At 63.0% G+C, this 15,755-nt stretch carries 23 protein-coding genes; 3 read left to right on the top strand and 20 right to left on the bottom strand.

The features are described 5' to 3' along the window. Nucleotides 1-66: 66 nt before the first annotated feature. The 4 genes from MRY80_RS11085 to MRY80_RS11100 are packed head-to-tail and all read right to left on the bottom strand — an operon-like array spanning nt 67 to nt 1,557. The gene (locus tag MRY80_RS11085; RefSeq protein ID WP_293291006.1) at nt 67-432 is read right to left on the bottom strand and encodes a hypothetical protein; all 366 of its coding nucleotides are present in this window, start codon (nt 430-432) and stop codon (nt 67-69) included. After that, on the bottom strand, nt 429-668 hold the full coding sequence (locus tag MRY80_RS11090; RefSeq protein ID WP_293291008.1) for a hypothetical protein: 240 nt from the start codon (nt 666-668) through the stop codon (nt 429-431). Before MRY80_RS11090 ends, MRY80_RS11085 begins: the two co-directional genes overlap by 4 nt. Further along, complete coding sequence (locus MRY80_RS11095; RefSeq protein ID WP_293291009.1) at nt 665-931, bottom strand: hypothetical protein; 267 nt, start codon at nt 929-931, stop codon at nt 665-667. Before MRY80_RS11095 ends, MRY80_RS11090 begins: the two co-directional genes overlap by 4 nt. After that, entirely contained in the window at nt 928-1,557 is a 630-nt protein-coding gene (locus tag MRY80_RS11100) for a regulatory protein GemA (protein ID WP_293291010.1), read from the bottom strand. Before MRY80_RS11100 ends, MRY80_RS11095 begins: the two co-directional genes overlap by 4 nt. Before the next feature lie 59 nt (nt 1,558-1,616). Between MRY80_RS11100 and MRY80_RS11105 the strand changes: the two genes are divergently transcribed. Continuing rightward, nucleotides 1,617-2,357 (top strand): hypothetical protein, encoded by a 741-nt coding sequence (locus tag MRY80_RS11105; protein ID WP_293291012.1) that lies wholly within the window; start codon nt 1,617-1,619, stop codon nt 2,355-2,357. Nucleotides 2,358-2,359: 2 nt separating this feature from the next. Here the strand turns inward: MRY80_RS11105 and MRY80_RS11110 are convergent, their stop codons facing one another. The 15 genes from MRY80_RS11110 to MRY80_RS11180 form a co-directional block, all read right to left on the bottom strand. Continuing rightward, complete coding sequence (locus MRY80_RS11110) at nt 2,360-2,620, bottom strand: hypothetical protein (RefSeq protein WP_293291013.1); 261 nt, start codon at nt 2,618-2,620, stop codon at nt 2,360-2,362. Beyond that, nucleotides 2,620-3,282: a DUF3164 family protein gene (locus MRY80_RS11115; protein WP_293291014.1), complete on the bottom strand. Its 663-nt coding sequence runs from the start codon at nt 3,280-3,282 to the stop codon at nt 2,620-2,622. The genes MRY80_RS11110 and MRY80_RS11115 overlap by 1 nt, the downstream gene beginning before the upstream one ends. Next, on the bottom strand, nt 3,279-3,869 hold the full coding sequence (locus MRY80_RS11120; protein WP_293291016.1) for a helix-turn-helix domain-containing protein: 591 nt from the start codon (nt 3,867-3,869) through the stop codon (nt 3,279-3,281). The genes MRY80_RS11115 and MRY80_RS11120 overlap by 4 nt, the downstream gene beginning before the upstream one ends. Continuing rightward, a complete protein-coding gene (locus MRY80_RS11125; RefSeq protein WP_293291018.1) occupies nt 3,866-4,210 on the bottom strand; it encodes a hypothetical protein in 345 nt (114 codons plus the stop codon). The genes MRY80_RS11120 and MRY80_RS11125 overlap by 4 nt, the downstream gene beginning before the upstream one ends. After that, complete coding sequence (locus MRY80_RS11130) at nt 4,207-4,467, bottom strand: hypothetical protein (RefSeq protein ID WP_293291019.1); 261 nt, start codon at nt 4,465-4,467, stop codon at nt 4,207-4,209. The genes MRY80_RS11125 and MRY80_RS11130 overlap by 4 nt, the downstream gene beginning before the upstream one ends. After that, complete coding sequence (locus MRY80_RS11135) at nt 4,464-5,486, bottom strand: AAA family ATPase (RefSeq protein ID WP_293291021.1); 1,023 nt, start codon at nt 5,484-5,486, stop codon at nt 4,464-4,466. The genes MRY80_RS11130 and MRY80_RS11135 overlap by 4 nt, the downstream gene beginning before the upstream one ends. Nucleotides 5,487-5,606: 120 nt before the next feature. Next, complete coding sequence (locus MRY80_RS11140) at nt 5,607-7,535, bottom strand: transposase domain-containing protein (RefSeq protein ID WP_293291022.1); 1,929 nt, start codon at nt 7,533-7,535, stop codon at nt 5,607-5,609. Between the two features lie 4 nt (nt 7,536-7,539). Beyond that, nucleotides 7,540-8,001 carry a hypothetical protein gene (locus MRY80_RS11145; RefSeq protein ID WP_293291024.1) on the bottom strand — a complete coding sequence of 154 codons (462 nt, stop codon included), beginning with the start codon at nt 7,999-8,001 and terminating at the stop codon, nt 7,540-7,542. Next, a complete protein-coding gene (locus MRY80_RS11150; RefSeq protein ID WP_293291025.1) occupies nt 7,994-8,242 on the bottom strand; it encodes a hypothetical protein in 249 nt (82 codons plus the stop codon). The genes MRY80_RS11145 and MRY80_RS11150 overlap by 8 nt, the downstream gene beginning before the upstream one ends. Then, complete coding sequence (locus MRY80_RS11155) at nt 8,239-8,580, bottom strand: helix-turn-helix domain-containing protein (protein ID WP_293291026.1); 342 nt, start codon at nt 8,578-8,580, stop codon at nt 8,239-8,241. The genes MRY80_RS11150 and MRY80_RS11155 overlap by 4 nt, the downstream gene beginning before the upstream one ends. Further along, a complete protein-coding gene (locus tag MRY80_RS11160; RefSeq protein ID WP_293291028.1) occupies nt 8,577-9,440 on the bottom strand; it encodes a ParB/RepB/Spo0J family partition protein in 864 nt (287 codons plus the stop codon). Before MRY80_RS11160 ends, MRY80_RS11155 begins: the two co-directional genes overlap by 4 nt. Then, entirely contained in the window at nt 9,427-9,852 is a 426-nt protein-coding gene (locus MRY80_RS11165; protein WP_293291029.1) for a hypothetical protein, read from the bottom strand. The genes MRY80_RS11160 and MRY80_RS11165 overlap by 14 nt, the downstream gene beginning before the upstream one ends. Further along, nucleotides 9,845-9,976: a hypothetical protein gene (locus MRY80_RS11170; RefSeq protein WP_293291030.1), complete on the bottom strand. Its 132-nt coding sequence runs from the start codon at nt 9,974-9,976 to the stop codon at nt 9,845-9,847. Before MRY80_RS11170 ends, MRY80_RS11165 begins: the two co-directional genes overlap by 8 nt. After that, nucleotides 9,973-10,113 (bottom strand): hypothetical protein, encoded by a 141-nt coding sequence (locus MRY80_RS11175; protein WP_293291031.1) that lies wholly within the window; start codon nt 10,111-10,113, stop codon nt 9,973-9,975. Before MRY80_RS11175 ends, MRY80_RS11170 begins: the two co-directional genes overlap by 4 nt. Next, on the bottom strand, nt 10,110-10,445 hold the full coding sequence (locus MRY80_RS11180) for a helix-turn-helix domain-containing protein (RefSeq protein ID WP_293291032.1): 336 nt from the start codon (nt 10,443-10,445) through the stop codon (nt 10,110-10,112). The genes MRY80_RS11175 and MRY80_RS11180 overlap by 4 nt, the downstream gene beginning before the upstream one ends. 358 nt (nt 10,446-10,803) lie before the next feature. On the opposite strand from MRY80_RS11180, the gene MRY80_RS11185 reads away from it, so the two are divergent. Then, complete coding sequence (locus MRY80_RS11185) at nt 10,804-11,244, top strand: S24 family peptidase (protein WP_293291034.1); 441 nt, start codon at nt 10,804-10,806, stop codon at nt 11,242-11,244. Between the two features lies 1 nt (nt 11,245). Here MRY80_RS11185 and MRY80_RS11190 read toward each other — a convergent pair whose 3' ends face one another. Then, nucleotides 11,246-11,737 (bottom strand): hypothetical protein, encoded by a 492-nt coding sequence (locus MRY80_RS11190; RefSeq protein ID WP_293291035.1) that lies wholly within the window; start codon nt 11,735-11,737, stop codon nt 11,246-11,248. 929 nt (nt 11,738-12,666) lie between these two features. On the opposite strand from MRY80_RS11190, the gene MRY80_RS11195 reads away from it, so the two are divergent. Then, the gene (locus MRY80_RS11195) at nt 12,667-15,732 is read left to right on the top strand and encodes an autotransporter domain-containing protein (RefSeq protein ID WP_293291037.1); all 3,066 of its coding nucleotides are present in this window, start codon (nt 12,667-12,669) and stop codon (nt 15,730-15,732) included. Nucleotides 15,733-15,755 lie beyond the last annotated feature (23 nt).

Genomic DNA, 15,755 nt, shown 5'->3' on the forward strand with positions numbered 1-15,755 from the left:
TCCGGTTCGTTCCGGGCCGACAATGGGCGCTCAATAACGGGAAAAAACGCCACAACGGTGTGTGGATCAGTCCTGCGTGTTCTCGAACATGTCGAGCTGCAGCCTGTCGCGCGTGCCGATGGCGCGTCGGACGGTAACATCGCTGACATGCAGCCTTTTGGCAATCTCATGCGTGCCGACGCCACGCGAGGCGAGCACGCGCATGACCCATTCCTTTGCCAGCGGAACGCGCATGTTGCGCCGGCCATAGACCCGGCCGAGCGCGACTGCCTTGTCCCGTCCGAAGCGTTTGGCGACCGGATTTCGCGCTGTCGGATTGTCCGAGAAATAGAGATAGCCGCCGCCATGCTCGAGCAGGAACTCAACCGCGTCGTCCTGGCCGAAGATCTCGACGATGGGCGCGATATGGGCGGGCGGGCGGATCCTGCTCATCGCGCCCTCGGCTTTCTCGGCCGCATGGTCTTGTCGAGCGTCGTGACGACGACATTGTCCTCGATCACGAACTTGACCGAGCCGACGATGACGACCGGTGCTCCGGCCGCCGCGCCGCGCTCGCAGCATTCGCCGATGGTGGTGCGCAGCGCCTCGATGTCCCAGCCGCACTCGCGCTGAAGCCAGCGCACGATGGCATGGTCGGACACGCGGATCTGCGGCTTGCGCGTGGTCATCCGGCTTGCCCCGCCGAAAGCATCGCATGGTGGCTGACGTTGCGAATGGTGAATGACACTGTCGCGGGCCGGTCGGCATGGCGGTTGCGATAGACGAGCTTGACGGTGAAGGTGCCGTTCGCCCGTCTCCAGATGCCGCTCGACGCGGTCAGTTCATACTCGTGCGTCAGGGCGTTCTGCCGCTCGTCGAGCACCTTCGCTGCGATCGCGCGCATTTGATGCAGCGTGGCGCAGACGCGCCAAGTGGAGCGGCGCCGGCTCATGACCGGTTTGCCTTCGCCGCGCGGATCTGCCGGCCGAACTCGTTCATCACCGGCTGCCAGTCCGCCTCGTCCGTCATGAAGTGCGGCGCCTTGCCGGAAATGTCCTTCGCCTTCCCGACGAAGCCACTGAAATCGGCGGCAGGAAACAGACGCTGGTGCTGGGCGAGCGCGATCTTGAACCCGCTCGTTTCGCGATGGGCCGCCTCGTGGCGGCGCTGCGTCCAGTCCACGCCGCCGTCGCGGGCGAGCCAGCGCTTCAGCGCCTCGATCGCCTTGGCGCCGTCCTCCGCATGATGCAGGAACCGGGTGTGCTCGAGGCCGGTCTGCCGCTTGACGAAGGCGAGCAGCGCCTTGTCGTCGCGGTTGCGCACGATGCCGAGGTTCCAGCCGGCGATCCACAGCGCCTGCAGCTTCTTCGCGAACTTGCCTTCGAGCGCCTTTCGCCGACCGACCGAAGACGGATTGAAACCGAGCTTTTTCAACTCGTCGATCACGCGTTCGCGCTCGGTCTCAGTCAGGGTCTTCGCCGACTGTTTGCCAGTCATTCGTTCGATGACCGCACGATAGGTGTGATCATCAAGACCAAGTGCGCGCTTGGCGATATGGAGTAGGGCGTAGTTGCTCATTGCAACCCTGCAATACAAAAAGTAGTGTACTCACAGGCTGAAAGAGTGGGGTTTGCCAGTTGCGCGATAGCGGCACGTTGCTCATGTTCTGCTTTGGGATTGTTGTGGCGTGCTTTGCAGGCTTTTTGTTTGGGGTATACGCTGGAGATTTTGGACGGTTCCAAAACTGGTTTTTCCAGCACCAGACGTTCGTTGCTGGAATGATTGCACTTGCCGCGGCAGGCCTCACTGTTGGACAGATGCAGAGATCTGACGACAGAGCAGAAAGTCGGCACAGAGATGTTCTTCGACTTACGCTTAGAAGAGATATCAGTCGCCTTATTCGTTTCCGAGAAACATATGGTCGCGATGTCGAAATAGTCGCCAATACTCTCTTGCAAAACGTTGATGCAGCGATGCTGGAGTGCAAAGCTCATAAAGTTCCGACGAACGCCCGGCTGATCGCAGAGAATGTATCGGACATTATTTCGGCATTCGTATCCGAAGAGTCTGCCATGATTGCTGATCTCTTGGACGCAGACATGCACGGTGATCGCGCGTTTATCCAGCAAAGCGAGCCTATGGCGGAAGAGGGGGCTTACAAGCTTGGACGGGTCAGAGTCATTATTTCTGAAAATAGCGATTTTGGATTTAGTGATGAAGAAGAGGAAGATCAGTTCCTTTTTGAAGAAGGTGATTCTGAATACGACAGAATTTGGGCGAGCTTGGATCACTCGAAAATGGTTGCGGATGCGACGAAACGATTTGTCAAAGACTTGAATCTTCTGCTGAAGGTCGTTGGAGCGCGCGCGAATGGATAACATCACACGCCTGCCTTAGTGGCGATGCCAAGCTTGTTCCCTGCCTTCCTTTTCCAGGCGGAAGGGAGGTTGCCCTTGCTGCCTGTAAAACTGACCGAGACGCTCGCAATGCGCATCTTCTCAGCGTTGCCCAAGGTGTAGGAGCCACCGAACTCGTTGAGCAGGCGGCCGAACTTGGTCTCAGCCGTCTTGCGCGCGTTCTCGGTTGTCTCCAGAGAGTCCACCGCGTGAAACAATTGATCGTCGAGCCGGTTGCCTGACATCACCCACCTGCCTTGGCGAGATCAATCGTGACCGTCGTCCACTTGTCCTCCGCCGAGGCCCGCTCGTAGAAGCGCACATATTGCTTCGAGCCGGTCACCCGCATGGCGTCCCGGACCGCGTCCATGGCCCGCTTCCAGCGCTCGTCGGCGATATCGAGACGCATCATCATGAAGATTTCGGACCTGTTGATCTGGCCTTCCTTGTCGGTGTTGAAGGCGCGCGTGACCAATGCGCGGATCTCGTCGCGGCTGTCTGCGGCCCATTCGGTCAGGCACTCGTCGATCAGCTTCTTTGCGACCTGCAGCTGCGGTCCGAAGTCGATGAAGTCCGACACCTGGACCTGAACCTTCATCAGCCCGTCAAAGCTCTGATAGGTACGATTGCCTTTCCGGCCGCCCCTGGTCGCGCCGTATTCCTGCTCCAGAAGCGCATCGAGCTCGCCGAGATCAGTGAAGGTGTGACCGCGAAAGCGGCCTATCTGCGCCGAGAGGTCGCGGGCGAAGCCGATGATCTTGCGGACCGTCTCATCTTCCAGCTTGTCGGCCGGCTTGATCGTGGCGAGCGGCACGAGTGCGCCCTTTGCGTCTGCCATGTAGGGCTTGCCGTTCACGAGCGTGACGCCCTCGTCTTCGCGTTCTTCGAGAATGACTGCCTCGTTCATGCTGCTTCTCCGTGTTCGGCCGGCGCCGGGCCGGCGATGTGGTTCATTTCGTCGATGATGGCTACGGCGAGCGCCCGCATGCGGGGCAGGCCGGCGTCGTACGGTTCGGGGAGATCGATAAGCTCGATGGACCGCGCCAAGGCCTCGGCGCAGCTGGCAACCTCCCAGAGGTCGAGCGTGAACACGGCGAGCGCGGCCAGCTCATAGGTGGATCGCTCTAAGGCGGCGCGACGCGGTCGCAGCACGATTTCCCGTGCCGCAGCGAGCGGGTCTATGCCGCCAAGCGATTCCAGCGTCATGCGGTATTCGAGCGTTGCCTGCAGGCTGTTGACGAGCGCCTTCAGCCGCGTGTCTGACTCGATCTCCGCCGCGATCTTCGCCACACCGTGCAGGATGGTCGTATGATCGCGCCCACCCATCTGCTTGCCGATATCGACGGCCGTGTCGGGGAGCAGCCGGTTGGCCAGATACATCGTGACGTGGCGCGCCTCGATTGCCGCCTTCTTGCGGCGATCGGACATCACCTCGGCGACGTCCGCGCCGAGCGCCAGGCAAACGATCTGGGCAATGTCGATGACCCGGATCATGCCGGCTCACCGCCGGACAGGTCACCGTCGGAAAACGCCGGTGCCGGCGGCGCGAACAGCACCACGTTGCCCTCGGGGTCGCGCAGCGCGGTCATGACCGCTTCTTCCTGCGCGTCGAGCCGGCCGGCCTGGTTCCAGCGATGAGCGGAAAGTTCGTTCATGAACCCCCGCGCCAGCTCCTCGATGGATGCGATCTGGTCGATGATCATCTCGACGCCTTCCGGATTGGCTGTGATGCCGGAATGGCGATGCTGGGTGAAACGGGCCTTCAGTTCCTGCAGCCTGTGGTTCAGCGTGAAGGGATGCGGCGGCTTGGCCGTCTTTCTGGCGGTCGATGTCATTGCATTGTCTCCGGTGTGGTGTGGCCACCGAGCGCGGCGGCGATTTTGCGGGCATGGGTCGCGTCCATCAGCTCCCGGTGAAGAGCCAGTTCGCGGTCCTGAAGGGCGGCGAGGCGGGCAAGCGCGTCGAACGCGGCGAGCAGTCCGGCATGCGCATCGGCGTCGATGGGCTGCCCCGGCTCGACGGTGAGTGAAAACAGCTTGCCGATCGCCGAGATTTCCGTGGTGAGCAGCGGGAGGGGGGTGTCGGTGCTCATGTCAGCCCCTCCACATCACGGTTTTCCCAGGCTGCTTTGAGGTCGCCGAGCTGGATGTCCCGTCCATTGCCGAGGGCGAGCATCTTGGCGAGCTTCACCGTCATGTCGATCTGGCCGAAGGCACCGGGCTTCATGCCGACGCCGGTCAGGAAGCGGGCCTGGTCTTCGGCGGTGATTCCGCAAGCCTTGATGAACTGCTCGAGATCATCCTTGCGCGGCGTGTCGCGGCGCATCCGCTTGAAGAAGCGCCGGCGCAGCTGGGCGTATTTGACGCCGCCGGCAAGGCCCGACGAGAACCGCGAATAGGTCTCCGTGTTGCCGAGGATCGCGACACCGCAATCATAGACATCGACGAAGTGGCGCAGTTGGTTGACAGCGTCGTCGACCAGGTTCTGCGCCTCGTCGATGACCAGCAGCGTGCCGCCGCCGGTCCGCCGCAGCTTCTCGCCGATCGAGCGGACCAACCTGCCGGGATTGTGCTGGCGTACGCCGATCGCCTCCGCGATCTCGATCAGCATTGCATGCACCGTGCGCGTGTGCGGGCTGATCGTCACCAGGAAGGAATGCGGATGCGTGTCGCAATAGTTCCGCGCGACGGTGGTCTTGCCCATTCCGGCGCCGGCGGTGGCCATGACCAGGGCAGGCATCATTTGCGCCGCGCCCAGCATGTCGATGATCTCGCCGGCGATCACGGTGCGGATGAAGGGCGGCGATCCTGGAATTCTGGCGGCCAGCGCGGCGCGTTCGTCATGCGCGGCCAGCCAGGCCGCAACCTTCTCGTTGGTGGTGTCGAACCGGCCCTTGTAGGTGCCCTCGTACCAGCCGTGAAAGGTGGCGCTCGCCAGGCCGATCTGGCGTGATGTCTCGGCCTTGTTCCAGCCGTTGCGCACGGCAATGGCATTCGTCTTGCTGACCAGGGTTTTCCAGGTCTCGAAATCGGACTCGCCGCGACCGGGACCGTTGTCGAACGGCCGGGTCATGTCGGGCAGGGGCCAGCTTGTGTTGATGTCGGTGCTCATGTAGACTTCCTTTGACGTTGCCGCTTTTGCGGCGTTTTCTTCAGGCGGGTGCATTCCCGCCTTTTTCTTTGCGCCTACCCTGAACCTGCTAGCGCTCATGCCGCCGACCGCACCGGCGGATCACGTTTCGTCGCGGCTTTGCGCCACAAGGCGCAGACCGCGTGAAAACCCCTCCTCTGCATCGTCGTCCCATTCGGATTGCGCGACCGGTACGGCCGCCGCACCGCCCGCAACTGCGATGCGCGTGACCTTCGGTTTCTGCGGCTTCGGCTTTTCCGCGTCGGCATGCGCGTAGAGCCGCGCCAGTTCGTCGGCTGACAGCTCGACGATCTGCCTCTGCAGCTCCCGGTGGGCGCGGATGAACCGGTTGCGCCGCGCGGCGTGCTCGCGGGCTTCCTCGGCATTGTCGAATTCGGTGAGGCCGACCAGCTGGGCGGCGCAGAGCAGGCGGTCGCTGGCGTCATAGACCTGCACGTCCTTCGCCAGGTCGTCCGGGTCGAACCGGACCGTGACCGCGCGCCCGGCCCATGCCGTCAGCGCTTCGTTCCAGTAGCGGCTGCCGAGCAGCCTGATCTCGCCATTGCCCTTCGAGGCGCGGATTCGTTCGCCGGCCAAAAGCCATAGCGAGCGCTGCGCGGCCGTCGGCCAGCGCACGACGGTCGAAGGGTCGGCGAGGCTCTCGGAGAAGGCCTGGTCGAAACTGCGTTTTCCGAGATGTTCCGCGCGCCGTCCTGGCCGCGCATTGTGTTCGGCCATGCAGGCATCGACATGGGCGCGCAGCGTCTCCAGCTCGATTGCCTTGTCGCCATAGTTCTCGGGCTTCGCTTCCGGCGTGTTGCCGGTGTAGCAGCCCGAGCAGAGTGGGTGCTTGCAGACAGTGTCCGTGAGATCGCGGAAGGCGCGTTCGATCGGCTTCGACTGGCCAGAAAACGGCGTCGTCCAGTGCACCTCGACGCCGAGCGTCGTTAGCAGGCCCTGCGGCTCTTCCGTGCGCACCTTGAACCGGTACCGGTTCGCGATGCCCCCGGTGATCCACTTTGACGCGAAGGCGCGGCCATTGTCGGAATAGAGATGGTCGGGGATGCCGTAACGCTCGACCATGTCGCCGATGACGAGGCGCGTGGTTTCCTTGTTCTCGCTCTCCGACAATCGCCAAGCGAGGAACTTGCCGGAATAGAGATCCTGCAACGCGATCATGTAGACACGCACGGGCAGTTCCCGGCCCGGCCAGCGCACGAACAGGTCGAGCTTGTGGCCGTCGATATTGACCGCCTGCATTGCATGCAGGTGGCCGCGCGTGCGCTGCTGCGCCGGATAGAGCGCCTTCGCCTTGTCGCGGCCGTTGCGCGCCAGCACGATCGTCGCCTTCGGAACGTCCTTGTCGAGGTGCCGGCGCAATGCGCGTTCGGAGGGGATCGGCGTCCAGCCATGTTTTGCGGCGGCGGATTTCATGCGCCGGTAGCAGGCCGAGAAGCTCGGCCGTTCCGGGCGCAGATAGTCGGACTTCAACGCCGCATAGGCGCGCGGGTCGCACTCGCCCCGCTCGGTCGCACCCTTGTAGTCTGGCGCGAGTGCCGCCAGCCGGTCGGCGCGATCGACACCGGCGATCTTGCCGAGCCAGCTTTGCAGCGAGCCGGCGGAGACGCCGTTCTGGCGCGCGGCCAGGCGGACGGCTGCCGTCTTGCCGAGCCCGCCTGTCATCAGCGTCTCGAAGCGATCGACAATCGCGAGGCGCGTTCGCGCGGTCTCCTTGTGCTCCTTCGACAGGCCTTCGAAGCGCTCCCAAAGGGCGTTCCGGGCGTCATTGAGCATGTCGCGATTCTCGTTGGCCGGCGCGCTATGCGCCGCCATCAGCCGCGCCTGCGCCGTTCCGGGAAGCAGGGAGACATGGTATTCCCAGCCACCGCCTCGCATCGCCGTCTTGCGCGCCTTGTCGCCCTGTGCGCGCCAGCCTTGGCGCTTGGCGAGCCGGTTCACGCCGCCGATGTCGGACGGAAGGTCGTGCCCGCCCAACTCGGCGATCTCGCGCGGGGTCAGCCACTCCTTCATGCGGTCAACGCTCCTCTCGGGAGATGTTCACGGGAACGGACCGGAGCTGCTTCAGCTTAGCGCCAATCGCGCGCTGCTCCTGCTGCAGCCGTGCGATCTCCGCCAGGCGCGCTTCGTCGCCGCGCAGCACCAGCAACCCGTCGTCGGAAACGGCCACGTCCCAAAGCTCGGGCGCGTCGATGGCGCGCGCAAACGCCTTGAAGCGCACCAGGGTGATGTCCTGGTCCTTGGCGGGTGACGTGTAGGCGTCGAGCATCGCCTTGGAGAGGCCTGGCGCGTTCAGCGCCCTGGCCATGTCGGAGGCGATCGCGTGGCGGTCGAGATTCCTGTTGGTGATCGCCGCCGACATGGCGCCCTTGATCCGCAGGCGGAACCTGTCGACGTCCAGCATGGGAGCCGCCTCGCGGCTTTCGAAGACGGCCTTGGCGAACAGATCGCCCTGGCCGGCATGGGGAGGATTACGCAACACTTGAAGCCCCTTTGTCCTGTCTGCTCTGAATGTTGCGAACCACCTGGGCGACATAGCCATTGAGCTGCCCGCGCAGGTGTTCGCGCTCGGCCGGCGATTCTGTGCGCCGTGCCGTGATGCTGATGCGAAGAAGGAAGCCCGCCTCTACCCGCGTGCATTCGAAATGATGGTCGGCGCAGAAAACGGCGTCCCGGCCACCTGTCTCGGACTCGCATGCGGGGAAACGGCAGATCGTCATGACCCGCTCCCGTTGAGATCATCGTCGAGGTCGATCTGCCCGCGATCAGGAGTCATGATGCCCCCCCGAATGCTGCCAGGCGTTCGGTCCGGCGAGGCTTTCCTGATGTCCGGAGAGCCGATGCCGAGCACGAGCCAGTTCGGGGCGACCTGCAGCCCGACCGCGATCGCGGCAAGCGCGTCCAGCCCCGGCTGGGTGGGAGCGTGGCGCGAGAGATAATTCTCCATCCGCTTCTTGCCGAGGCCGCAGCGTTCCGCCATCTCGCGAACGGTCAGGTCGCGTTCGGCTTTGAGGGTGTGCAGGCGCTCGGCGAAATCATGGGCGAGGTCGCTGGTCATGACGCGGCCTCGGCGTCCAGCTTGGCCAGCGCCGCCTCGATTTCGGTCCGGTGTTCCCGAACGAACTCTAGGCGCGCCTTCGGCTTGATCCGGCCCCATGTGTCGATCAGGCGCGAGCGCAGCTTGTCCGTGTCGCTCTGCTTGGGCTTCGGGGCGAGGGCGAGGTCCGCCGCATTTAGGTCGCCGCCATTATCGGCGAGGACTGACGCGTATTTGACCTGATCGCGAACCGGCAGCTTGGAGAGCCGCTCGATGGCGGATTGGTTGTCCTCGATCGGCGTTCCGACGATGGCGTCATGCAGGGTACTCTGAAGCGATTTCGCGATCGCGCAGAGGCGCTCAGAAGAGCGCCGCGAAAGGCCGAGGCGCTCTGACACGCGGGCGTAGAAATGGCCTTCCTGGCTGTCTTCGACCACGCCGAGGAGATTGCGTTTCGGAAACTCCGCCAACTTGGCGGAGTTTTTCGGCCGGCCACCCTTCGGGTCAATTTCGCCGAATTCCTCCTCGAAGATGCGGCGATAGTCGGCGACGGCGTCGATCCGCTCCAGTGCAGACAACCCGTTGACAAACAGGTTCTCCTCGATCTCGATTTTGCGGGCCTCCACGGCGTCGGCCTTGACGATATCGGCCCTGATCTCGACGAGGCCGGCGATCTCGTGTCCGCGCAGCCGGTGCAGACCGGCTATCAGTGTGAACTTACCGCCCTTCGCGTTTGGGGTCCGACGCACCTGTATCGGCGGCAAGCTGCGACCGCGCGCCAGCGTGGCGGCATAAAGGCTGGCGAAGTCCTCCTTGACCGCCCGTAGCCGATCCTCAGGCACATGGATATCCGCAAGGGCGATGGTCTCAATCTTGCTCATTGTCGCCTCGCTGCGTGAGTGATGCCTGCGCGCTTTCGGCCATGGCCGAATAGGCGTCCTGGAACTCCGGGTATTGGAGCCTTTCGTCGATCGTCCGCAGCGCCCGGTTCACGGCCTCGCGCGAGCGTTCCAGCTCCTGCGCGACGGCGCGCTTCGGCACGTCGAAATGCTGGATCAGCAGATGCAGCGCGATCTGGCGCGCGAGCGCCGCGTCGAACCAGTGATGCGGCGGTGCCGTGATGTCGGCTTCCGACAGGTGGGGGAAGCGGCTCTGAACGCCGCGCACGCTCGCTTCGAACAGCGGCACGACGGCATCCTTGCCGCCGGCCAGGTAATCGGCCGGCTCCTCTCGTCGGGGAGACGCGCTCGACCCTGCCAGTGCCTGGAAGAGCAGCGGGAACGGCTCAGACATCGCCCTGTCCCTCCCGTCGGCGGGAAGCCCGCGTGGTCTCCTCCTGCTTGCGCGCGCACATGACGAAAAGCAGGACGACGGCGCAGAAGATCAGATAGCCGATGGCGGCGGCGCTCCAGCTCATGAGAACACTCCAAGGAAGGAGAGAGATGCCGCGATGCATGCGGCCACGCAGACCCCGACGATCGCGTAGACCATCGGCTCGGCCGCCGGATGGTGCTGGCGCACTCTGAAGCGGTCTGTCGAATGGAGGCGTCTCATGTCCGCGCCTCCGCCTCTTTTCGACGTTGCGCCATGGTCGGCGGGCGGGAATGATCCTGGGGCGATTTCCGGCGACCGGAAGCGTGATACCGGTCACGCCACAGCAGCTCAGGTCTGGTTCCGAGAGCGTCGGAAATCGCACGCTCGCCCTTGAGGTTCGGCGCGCGCAGCGTGTCGCTGACAGTTCCTCTGGGGATGTCGTGAATGCGCTCGAGTTCAGCGAAGGTGTAACCCGCCTCGTAGAGTAGGGCTTTGATGGATGCTGCCTGTTTGACGCGCATGTCGATCAGGCGCTTCGTCCTGCTCTTGGCGCTCGGCTTCTTCGAGTCCATAGTGGCTCCTGGTCACGAACCGGGAGGCTTTGCAGAGCCTCCTTTTTTCAACGGGCGACAGCCCATCGCTATGGGGAGAAAAACATCATTTGGGTTTTATGTAAACCCCGAATGACAATAAATCATGGGTAGGCCTAGGAAGATTGGCCCAGGAATCGCGTCGCGCATCGCCGAGCTGATTCCAGAGGGAGAGACACAGGCAGATTTTGCTAAACGGCTAGGGTTTCCCGAAACGACGGTCAGCAACTACACGCGCGGCGACCGCATACCCACGGCCGACTTTCTCTCACGTTTGAGGGAAATCGCTGGTGCTGACATGAATTGGATCGTGTCTGGGGAGAAGTCAGTAGAGGCTCCCGTGACGGTTGGACGAAATGAGGTCGCGATCGCGCGCTACTCTGTCCAGGCATCAGCTGGTAATGGAGCGGTGGTTCTGGCGGAGGAGGTCGCCGACTGGTTTCGCGTCGGCCGCGACTGGCTTGAGCGCTACGTGCCGCGCGGCGCCCGGACGGGTGTCATCGAGGCGAGGGGCGATTCGATGGAGCCGACGATCAGTGACGGGGATATCCTGCTGCTGAACTTCGACGTCAATCGCCAGGACGTCGCCAATGGCGGCGTCTTCGTCATCACCATCGACGGCAACCTTTTCGTCAAGCGCCTGCAGATCATGCTCGACGGATCAATCATGATCCGGTCGGACAACGACCGCTACGAACCGGAGCGCGTCGATCGCGAATACGCGGACGAGAAGATGCTTGTGCACGCGCGCGTCGTGTGGTCAGGCGGTCCATTGAGGTAGCTCATTTAAGCTTGTGGATGGCTGACAAAAGCCATTCAGCATGGGTCTCACCATCGACGAGCAACCATTGTCTCGATATGTCGCCTTTTTCGCCGTCATTCGAGATGTACTCACACTTGGACACCCCGCGAACTGGGGTGCCATAAGCATTGGCTGCATCATAACTGTAGAACTTGATGAACAATGTTGGATTGGAATCGCCGGCGCTTAGGACCGTAGCTGCGAGGTCGATCAGCTTTTTGTCCTCTTCGGTCAGGTCGCCGTCTGGGCTCCTTCCGGCCAATCGGTCTTCCTCTTTCGACTTCCATGCGGCCACGGAGATTTCCACGGCATCGACAAGCAGCTCGACCCGCTCATAGGTTGAAGGAGAGCGGAGTCTGGACTTGATCTCCGCTTCACAGGCTTTCGTGAGAGCGCTTTCGGTAAAGCTGCACCCCGCGAGCAGCGGGAGGGCAATTAGCAGGTGTCTTGGTCTCATCGCATAGGACCCCATCCATGCTTCGAGGCCCCACTCTATGGGGTCAATGCAATGGTGCCAATCCTGCGAAAGGTGCGCAACTTGGATCCGCTCATGTTGACTGATCCGAAAACACGCATGCCATTGATATTATGTCCGTTTTCGCATTGCGTCGATCTCATTGCGCCAACTTGCGCAAAGTGCGCAACTTGATTTTGCTTTCTCGACGCCTGCAGCGACGTATCCGGAAGCTCTTTGAAGACCACCCTTCAAATCGAAAACGTTATGAATGTCAGAGGCTTGCTGTTGATGCTCGACCGCGCGTCGAATGGTTTTCGAAGCCTTTTTGAAGCCCCTTCACGCATCGCTCGAGTGCCGCCCGAATTCGCCGGTTGTTCCAGAACCCGCTGTCAAACGAACCGCCCGCCCTTTTCGAGGGGTTCCCGCGCAAGCTGTTGAATTACCGCCGTTTCCCGCCAATTCCCGCCAGATCCCGGATAATCCCGGAAATTCCAGAACCCGGTGTCAAACTACATTCGGCGGCACGGGGCGACTCGCCTGTTGCGTCGCGCCCTGCCGGCGCACGGCAACGCGCTTCATCGTGGCAATGCAGTTGAGGCGCCCTCGATCCGCTTCGATTCGGTTTCCATCAAAAACCTTCCCTTTGGGAATATAAGATATTGCCATGCGGGGCTGCTCCGCGTCCAAATGGAAGTCTAGGATGCATATTTTCTAAGTGTATATTTGATTTGTATTTTTTATCGCGACGCTCGGAATCTATTAAGACTCTTCCGTGTGTATCGAGAGTCCTGTGCGGCGATGTACAAAAATAGAAATCAAGAATAACATGTGTTCAAACCTGTCGGACCACCTCGGTCCGGTGCTTCATGTCGCGCGGATGTCGATCGGGCATCGCTGTCCTCGGCAAGCATGGATGACGGGCGAGCCGTGGGGGAGGCATGCTGATGACTGGATCGCGGAAAGGGCTTCAGACGTGGAGGGCCATCGGCGTGGTGTCGGTCGGCCTGGTGTCTTTGGCACTCGCAGTGAGCGTCGCCCGGGCGGCCGATCTGCCGGTCAGCGCCGGCGGATCGGGCGCCACCCACGAGGTCTCCGGCAGCGAAACCTACGGGATCATCACCGTGGGCATCGACAGCGGCGAAAGCGGCACGGTGCAGGTCGGGACAGGCGACACGCTGAACACCGGCATTGACTATGGTGCGAGCGTCATCGGCGTCAATGCGGGCTCCACCGGTACTGTCTACGTGGAAGGCGCGGACGCGACGTGGATCGACACCGGAACGGATTCGGCGATCATCGTCGGCCAGAACGGGGTCGGGAAATTGGACGTCGGTTCCGGAGGCCTTTGGCAGACCCAGAATGTGCGGTTGGGCGCCGGGGCGACGGGCATCGGCACGGTGACGATCAGCGGCGAAGACACGCTGTGGCAGAACGCGGCCTACATTCACATCGGATATGAGGAGGGCGCCCAGAGTGGCATCACCGTGTCCGACGGCGCGAAGGTGGAGACCGCCCACACCAATATCGGCACCACGAACAACGATCCCGAGGCTTCGCCGATCCTCCTGGACGGAAGCTTGACCCTGACGGGAGAGGATACGCACTGGGTGAGCCGGAATGGCGGCCAGATCGCCCGCACGAACGGTGCGACAGGCTCGCTGTCGATCAGCGACGGCGCCACCTTCGAGACGGTCAGCCAGGGCCTCTACACGGGCGCGGGCTCGCAGGTCACCGTCACGGGCGAGGGCACACAGTTGCTGATCGGCACGGAACACTCCGACCTGCCTGGCCATTGGGACGACGCGGACGGCTGGTTCGCCGTGGACGGCGGCACCGTGCTGATTTCAGGCGGCGCGCTGCTGGATGCCGACGGCACGCATGTCTCCAGCACGCCGGAGGCCCATTCCGTCCTCACCGTGACCGGCGAGGGCACGCGGATGGTCAACAATCTCAGCCTCTATGTCGGCGGCGGCGGCAATCCCACGGGCGGCTACGGCAAGCTGACCATCTCCGACGGCGCGACGGCCTCGGCCTACACCGTCGCGGCCGGCACCGATCTGCTGGCTGAGGGCATCATCATCATCACCGGCGAAGGCTCCAGGCTGGATGTCCTGAGCAGCCCGCACTTCTCCGGCAACGTACGCGCCGGCTACGAGGGGGACGGGACGATCATCGTGCAGGAAGGCGGCGTGCTCAAGAACGCCAATATCCTCGACATCGCCAGCCTCGCCGGCAGCACCGGCGTCCTGGTGATCGGCGCCGAGGAGGGCGAATCGGCCGTTGGGGCAGGCACGGTGGAAGCCGCCAACGGCGTCTTCTTCGGCGAGGGCGACGCGACGCTGGTCTTCAACCACACCGGCGAGGATTACGTCTTCGCCAATGTCATCTCCTCCACCGAGGAGCCCTACACCGGCCACGAGATCCGCCATGTCGCGGGTGTGACGGACCTGACGGCGGATTCGCCAGACTATAGCGGCACGATCGCGGTGCTGGGCGGCACGCTGAAAGCCAATGGCGATCTCTCGGGCGCGCAGGTGACGGTGGGCGATGGCGGCACGCTGGGCGGTTCGGGCTCGATCATGTCGCTGGTCGTTCAGTCGGGCGGCACGGTGGCGCCCGGCAATTCTCCAGGCACGATGACCGTTTACGGCGACACGCTTTTCGAGACTGGCTCGACCTACGACGTCGAGTTCGACGGCCTGCTCAGCGACCGCATCCTCGTCGAGGCGGACGGCAATGTGACGATCGAGGACCAGGCGCTGCTGAACGCCGTCTTTTCCAGTGATGTCGTCCTCGACAATCCCTACCAGATCATCACGCTGGGCAGCGGTTCGACCGGCGAGATCTTCGTTCAGGGAAGCGGTTTTACCCTTCCCGATGAGGACTACGCGTTGCTGGAAGGCGCGCTGGACTATGGCACCGACGAAGTGACCCTGACCTTTCAGGGCGTTTCCGACCCGTGGTCGATGTTCGTCAGCACGCCCAATCAGGGTGCGGCCGCCGATGCGGTGCAGGCGTTGGGCGGCGGTAATCCGGTCTATTTCTCGGCCATGTTCCTCGAGGAGGACGAACTGGACGACGCCTTCGACCTGCTGTCGGGCGAGATCCACGCGTCGGCGAAGACGGCTCTGATTGCCGACAGCCAGCTGCTGCGCGGCGCGGTGATGGACCGCATCACCGACATCAGGAAGAATGACGGGTTCTGGGCCACGGGGTTTGGCAATTGGGGCTCGATCGACGGCGACGGCAATGCCGCGTCGGCCGATCACGATACGGCCGGCATGTTCATCGGTTCGGATCGTCGCGTCGGCGACTGGCAGGTCGGCTTTCTCGCGGGCTACAGCAACAGCGATGTCAGCGTGGACGAGCGCGCATCGTCGGCGCAAGGCGACAACTACCATCTCGGCCTTTATGCCGGCGGCGACATCGACATGGTGCGCGTGCGCGCGGCGCTTAGCCACAGCTGGCACGACATGGCCACGACAAGGATGGCGACCTTGCCGGAAATGCAGAGTCTGACGGCGGACTACGACGCGACGACGACGCAGGTCTTCGGCGAATTGGGCGTCGACCTGGGCGCCGGCGATTACGATTGGGAGCCCTTCGCCGGCCTCGCACACGTGAACCTCAACACCGACGGCTATGTGGAAACCGGGGGCGACGCCGCGCTGACGAGCGGCAGCACAAGCACCGACCTCACCTTCACCACGCTTGGATTGCGCGGTTCGGCAAGCCTGGGCGGCGATGACAGTGCCGCGGTCGTGACCGGCGCGATCGGTTGGCGACATGCGTTCGGCGACGTCACGCCGACGGCCACCCACGGCTTTGGTGCTGCGGCGACGCCCTTCACCGTCTCCGGCGTGCCCGTCGAGGAGGATGCGGCGCTGGCCGATGTCAAGCTGAACCTGCGGTTCGGCGACAACGTCAATGTGCATGTCGGCTACAGGGGCGAATTCGGTGCCGACACGACCGTTCAAAGCGCACAGGGCGGCCTGAATGTCAGGTTCTGATCGTTTCCTGTCGGGCCGGATGT

The sequence above is a fragment of the Oricola sp. genome (assembly GCF_022763245.1).
Taxonomy (GTDB): domain Bacteria; phylum Pseudomonadota; class Alphaproteobacteria; order Rhizobiales; family Rhizobiaceae; genus Oricola.

Bases quoted from the DNA above. Each gene is read 5' to 3' on its own strand.
- MRY80_RS11085 (WP_293291006.1), bottom strand. From the start codon at position 432: ATGAGCAGGATCCGCCCGCCCGCCCATATCGCGCCCATCGTCGAGATC.
- MRY80_RS11090 (WP_293291008.1), bottom strand. From the start codon at position 668: ATGACCACGCGCAAGCCGCAGATCCGCGTGTCCGACCATGCCATCGTG.
- MRY80_RS11095 (WP_293291009.1), bottom strand. From the start codon at position 931: ATGAGCCGGCGCCGCTCCACTTGGCGCGTCTGCGCCACGCTGCATCAA.
- MRY80_RS11100 (WP_293291010.1), bottom strand. From the start codon at position 1,557: ATGAGCAACTACGCCCTACTCCATATCGCCAAGCGCGCACTTGGTCTT.
- MRY80_RS11110 (WP_293291013.1), bottom strand. From the start codon at position 2,620: ATGTCAGGCAACCGGCTCGACGATCAATTGTTTCACGCGGTGGACTCT.
- MRY80_RS11115 (WP_293291014.1), bottom strand. From the start codon at position 3,282: ATGAACGAGGCAGTCATTCTCGAAGAACGCGAAGACGAGGGCGTCACG.
- MRY80_RS11120 (WP_293291016.1), bottom strand. From the start codon at position 3,869: ATGATCCGGGTCATCGACATTGCCCAGATCGTTTGCCTGGCGCTCGGC.
- MRY80_RS11125 (WP_293291018.1), bottom strand. From the start codon at position 4,210: ATGACATCGACCGCCAGAAAGACGGCCAAGCCGCCGCATCCCTTCACG.
- MRY80_RS11130 (WP_293291019.1), bottom strand. From the start codon at position 4,467: ATGAGCACCGACACCCCCCTCCCGCTGCTCACCACGGAAATCTCGGCG.
- MRY80_RS11135 (WP_293291021.1), bottom strand. From the start codon at position 5,486: ATGAGCACCGACATCAACACAAGCTGGCCCCTGCCCGACATGACCCGG.
- MRY80_RS11140 (WP_293291022.1), bottom strand. From the start codon at position 7,535: ATGAAGGAGTGGCTGACCCCGCGCGAGATCGCCGAGTTGGGCGGGCAC.
- MRY80_RS11150 (WP_293291025.1), bottom strand. From the start codon at position 8,242: ATGACGATCTGCCGTTTCCCCGCATGCGAGTCCGAGACAGGTGGCCGG.
- MRY80_RS11155 (WP_293291026.1), bottom strand. From the start codon at position 8,580: ATGACCAGCGACCTCGCCCATGATTTCGCCGAGCGCCTGCACACCCTC.
- MRY80_RS11160 (WP_293291028.1), bottom strand. From the start codon at position 9,440: ATGAGCAAGATTGAGACCATCGCCCTTGCGGATATCCATGTGCCTGAG.
- MRY80_RS11165 (WP_293291029.1), bottom strand. From the start codon at position 9,852: ATGTCTGAGCCGTTCCCGCTGCTCTTCCAGGCACTGGCAGGGTCGAGC.
- MRY80_RS11170 (WP_293291030.1), bottom strand. From the start codon at position 9,976: ATGAGCTGGAGCGCCGCCGCCATCGGCTATCTGATCTTCTGCGCCGTC.
- MRY80_RS11175 (WP_293291031.1), bottom strand. From the start codon at position 10,113: ATGAGACGCCTCCATTCGACAGACCGCTTCAGAGTGCGCCAGCACCAT.
- MRY80_RS11180 (WP_293291032.1), bottom strand. From the start codon at position 10,445: ATGGACTCGAAGAAGCCGAGCGCCAAGAGCAGGACGAAGCGCCTGATC.
- MRY80_RS11190 (WP_293291035.1), bottom strand. From the start codon at position 11,737: ATGGGGTCCTATGCGATGAGACCAAGACACCTGCTAATTGCCCTCCCG.
- MRY80_RS11195 (WP_293291037.1), top strand. From the start codon at position 12,667: ATGACTGGATCGCGGAAAGGGCTTCAGACGTGGAGGGCCATCGGCGTG.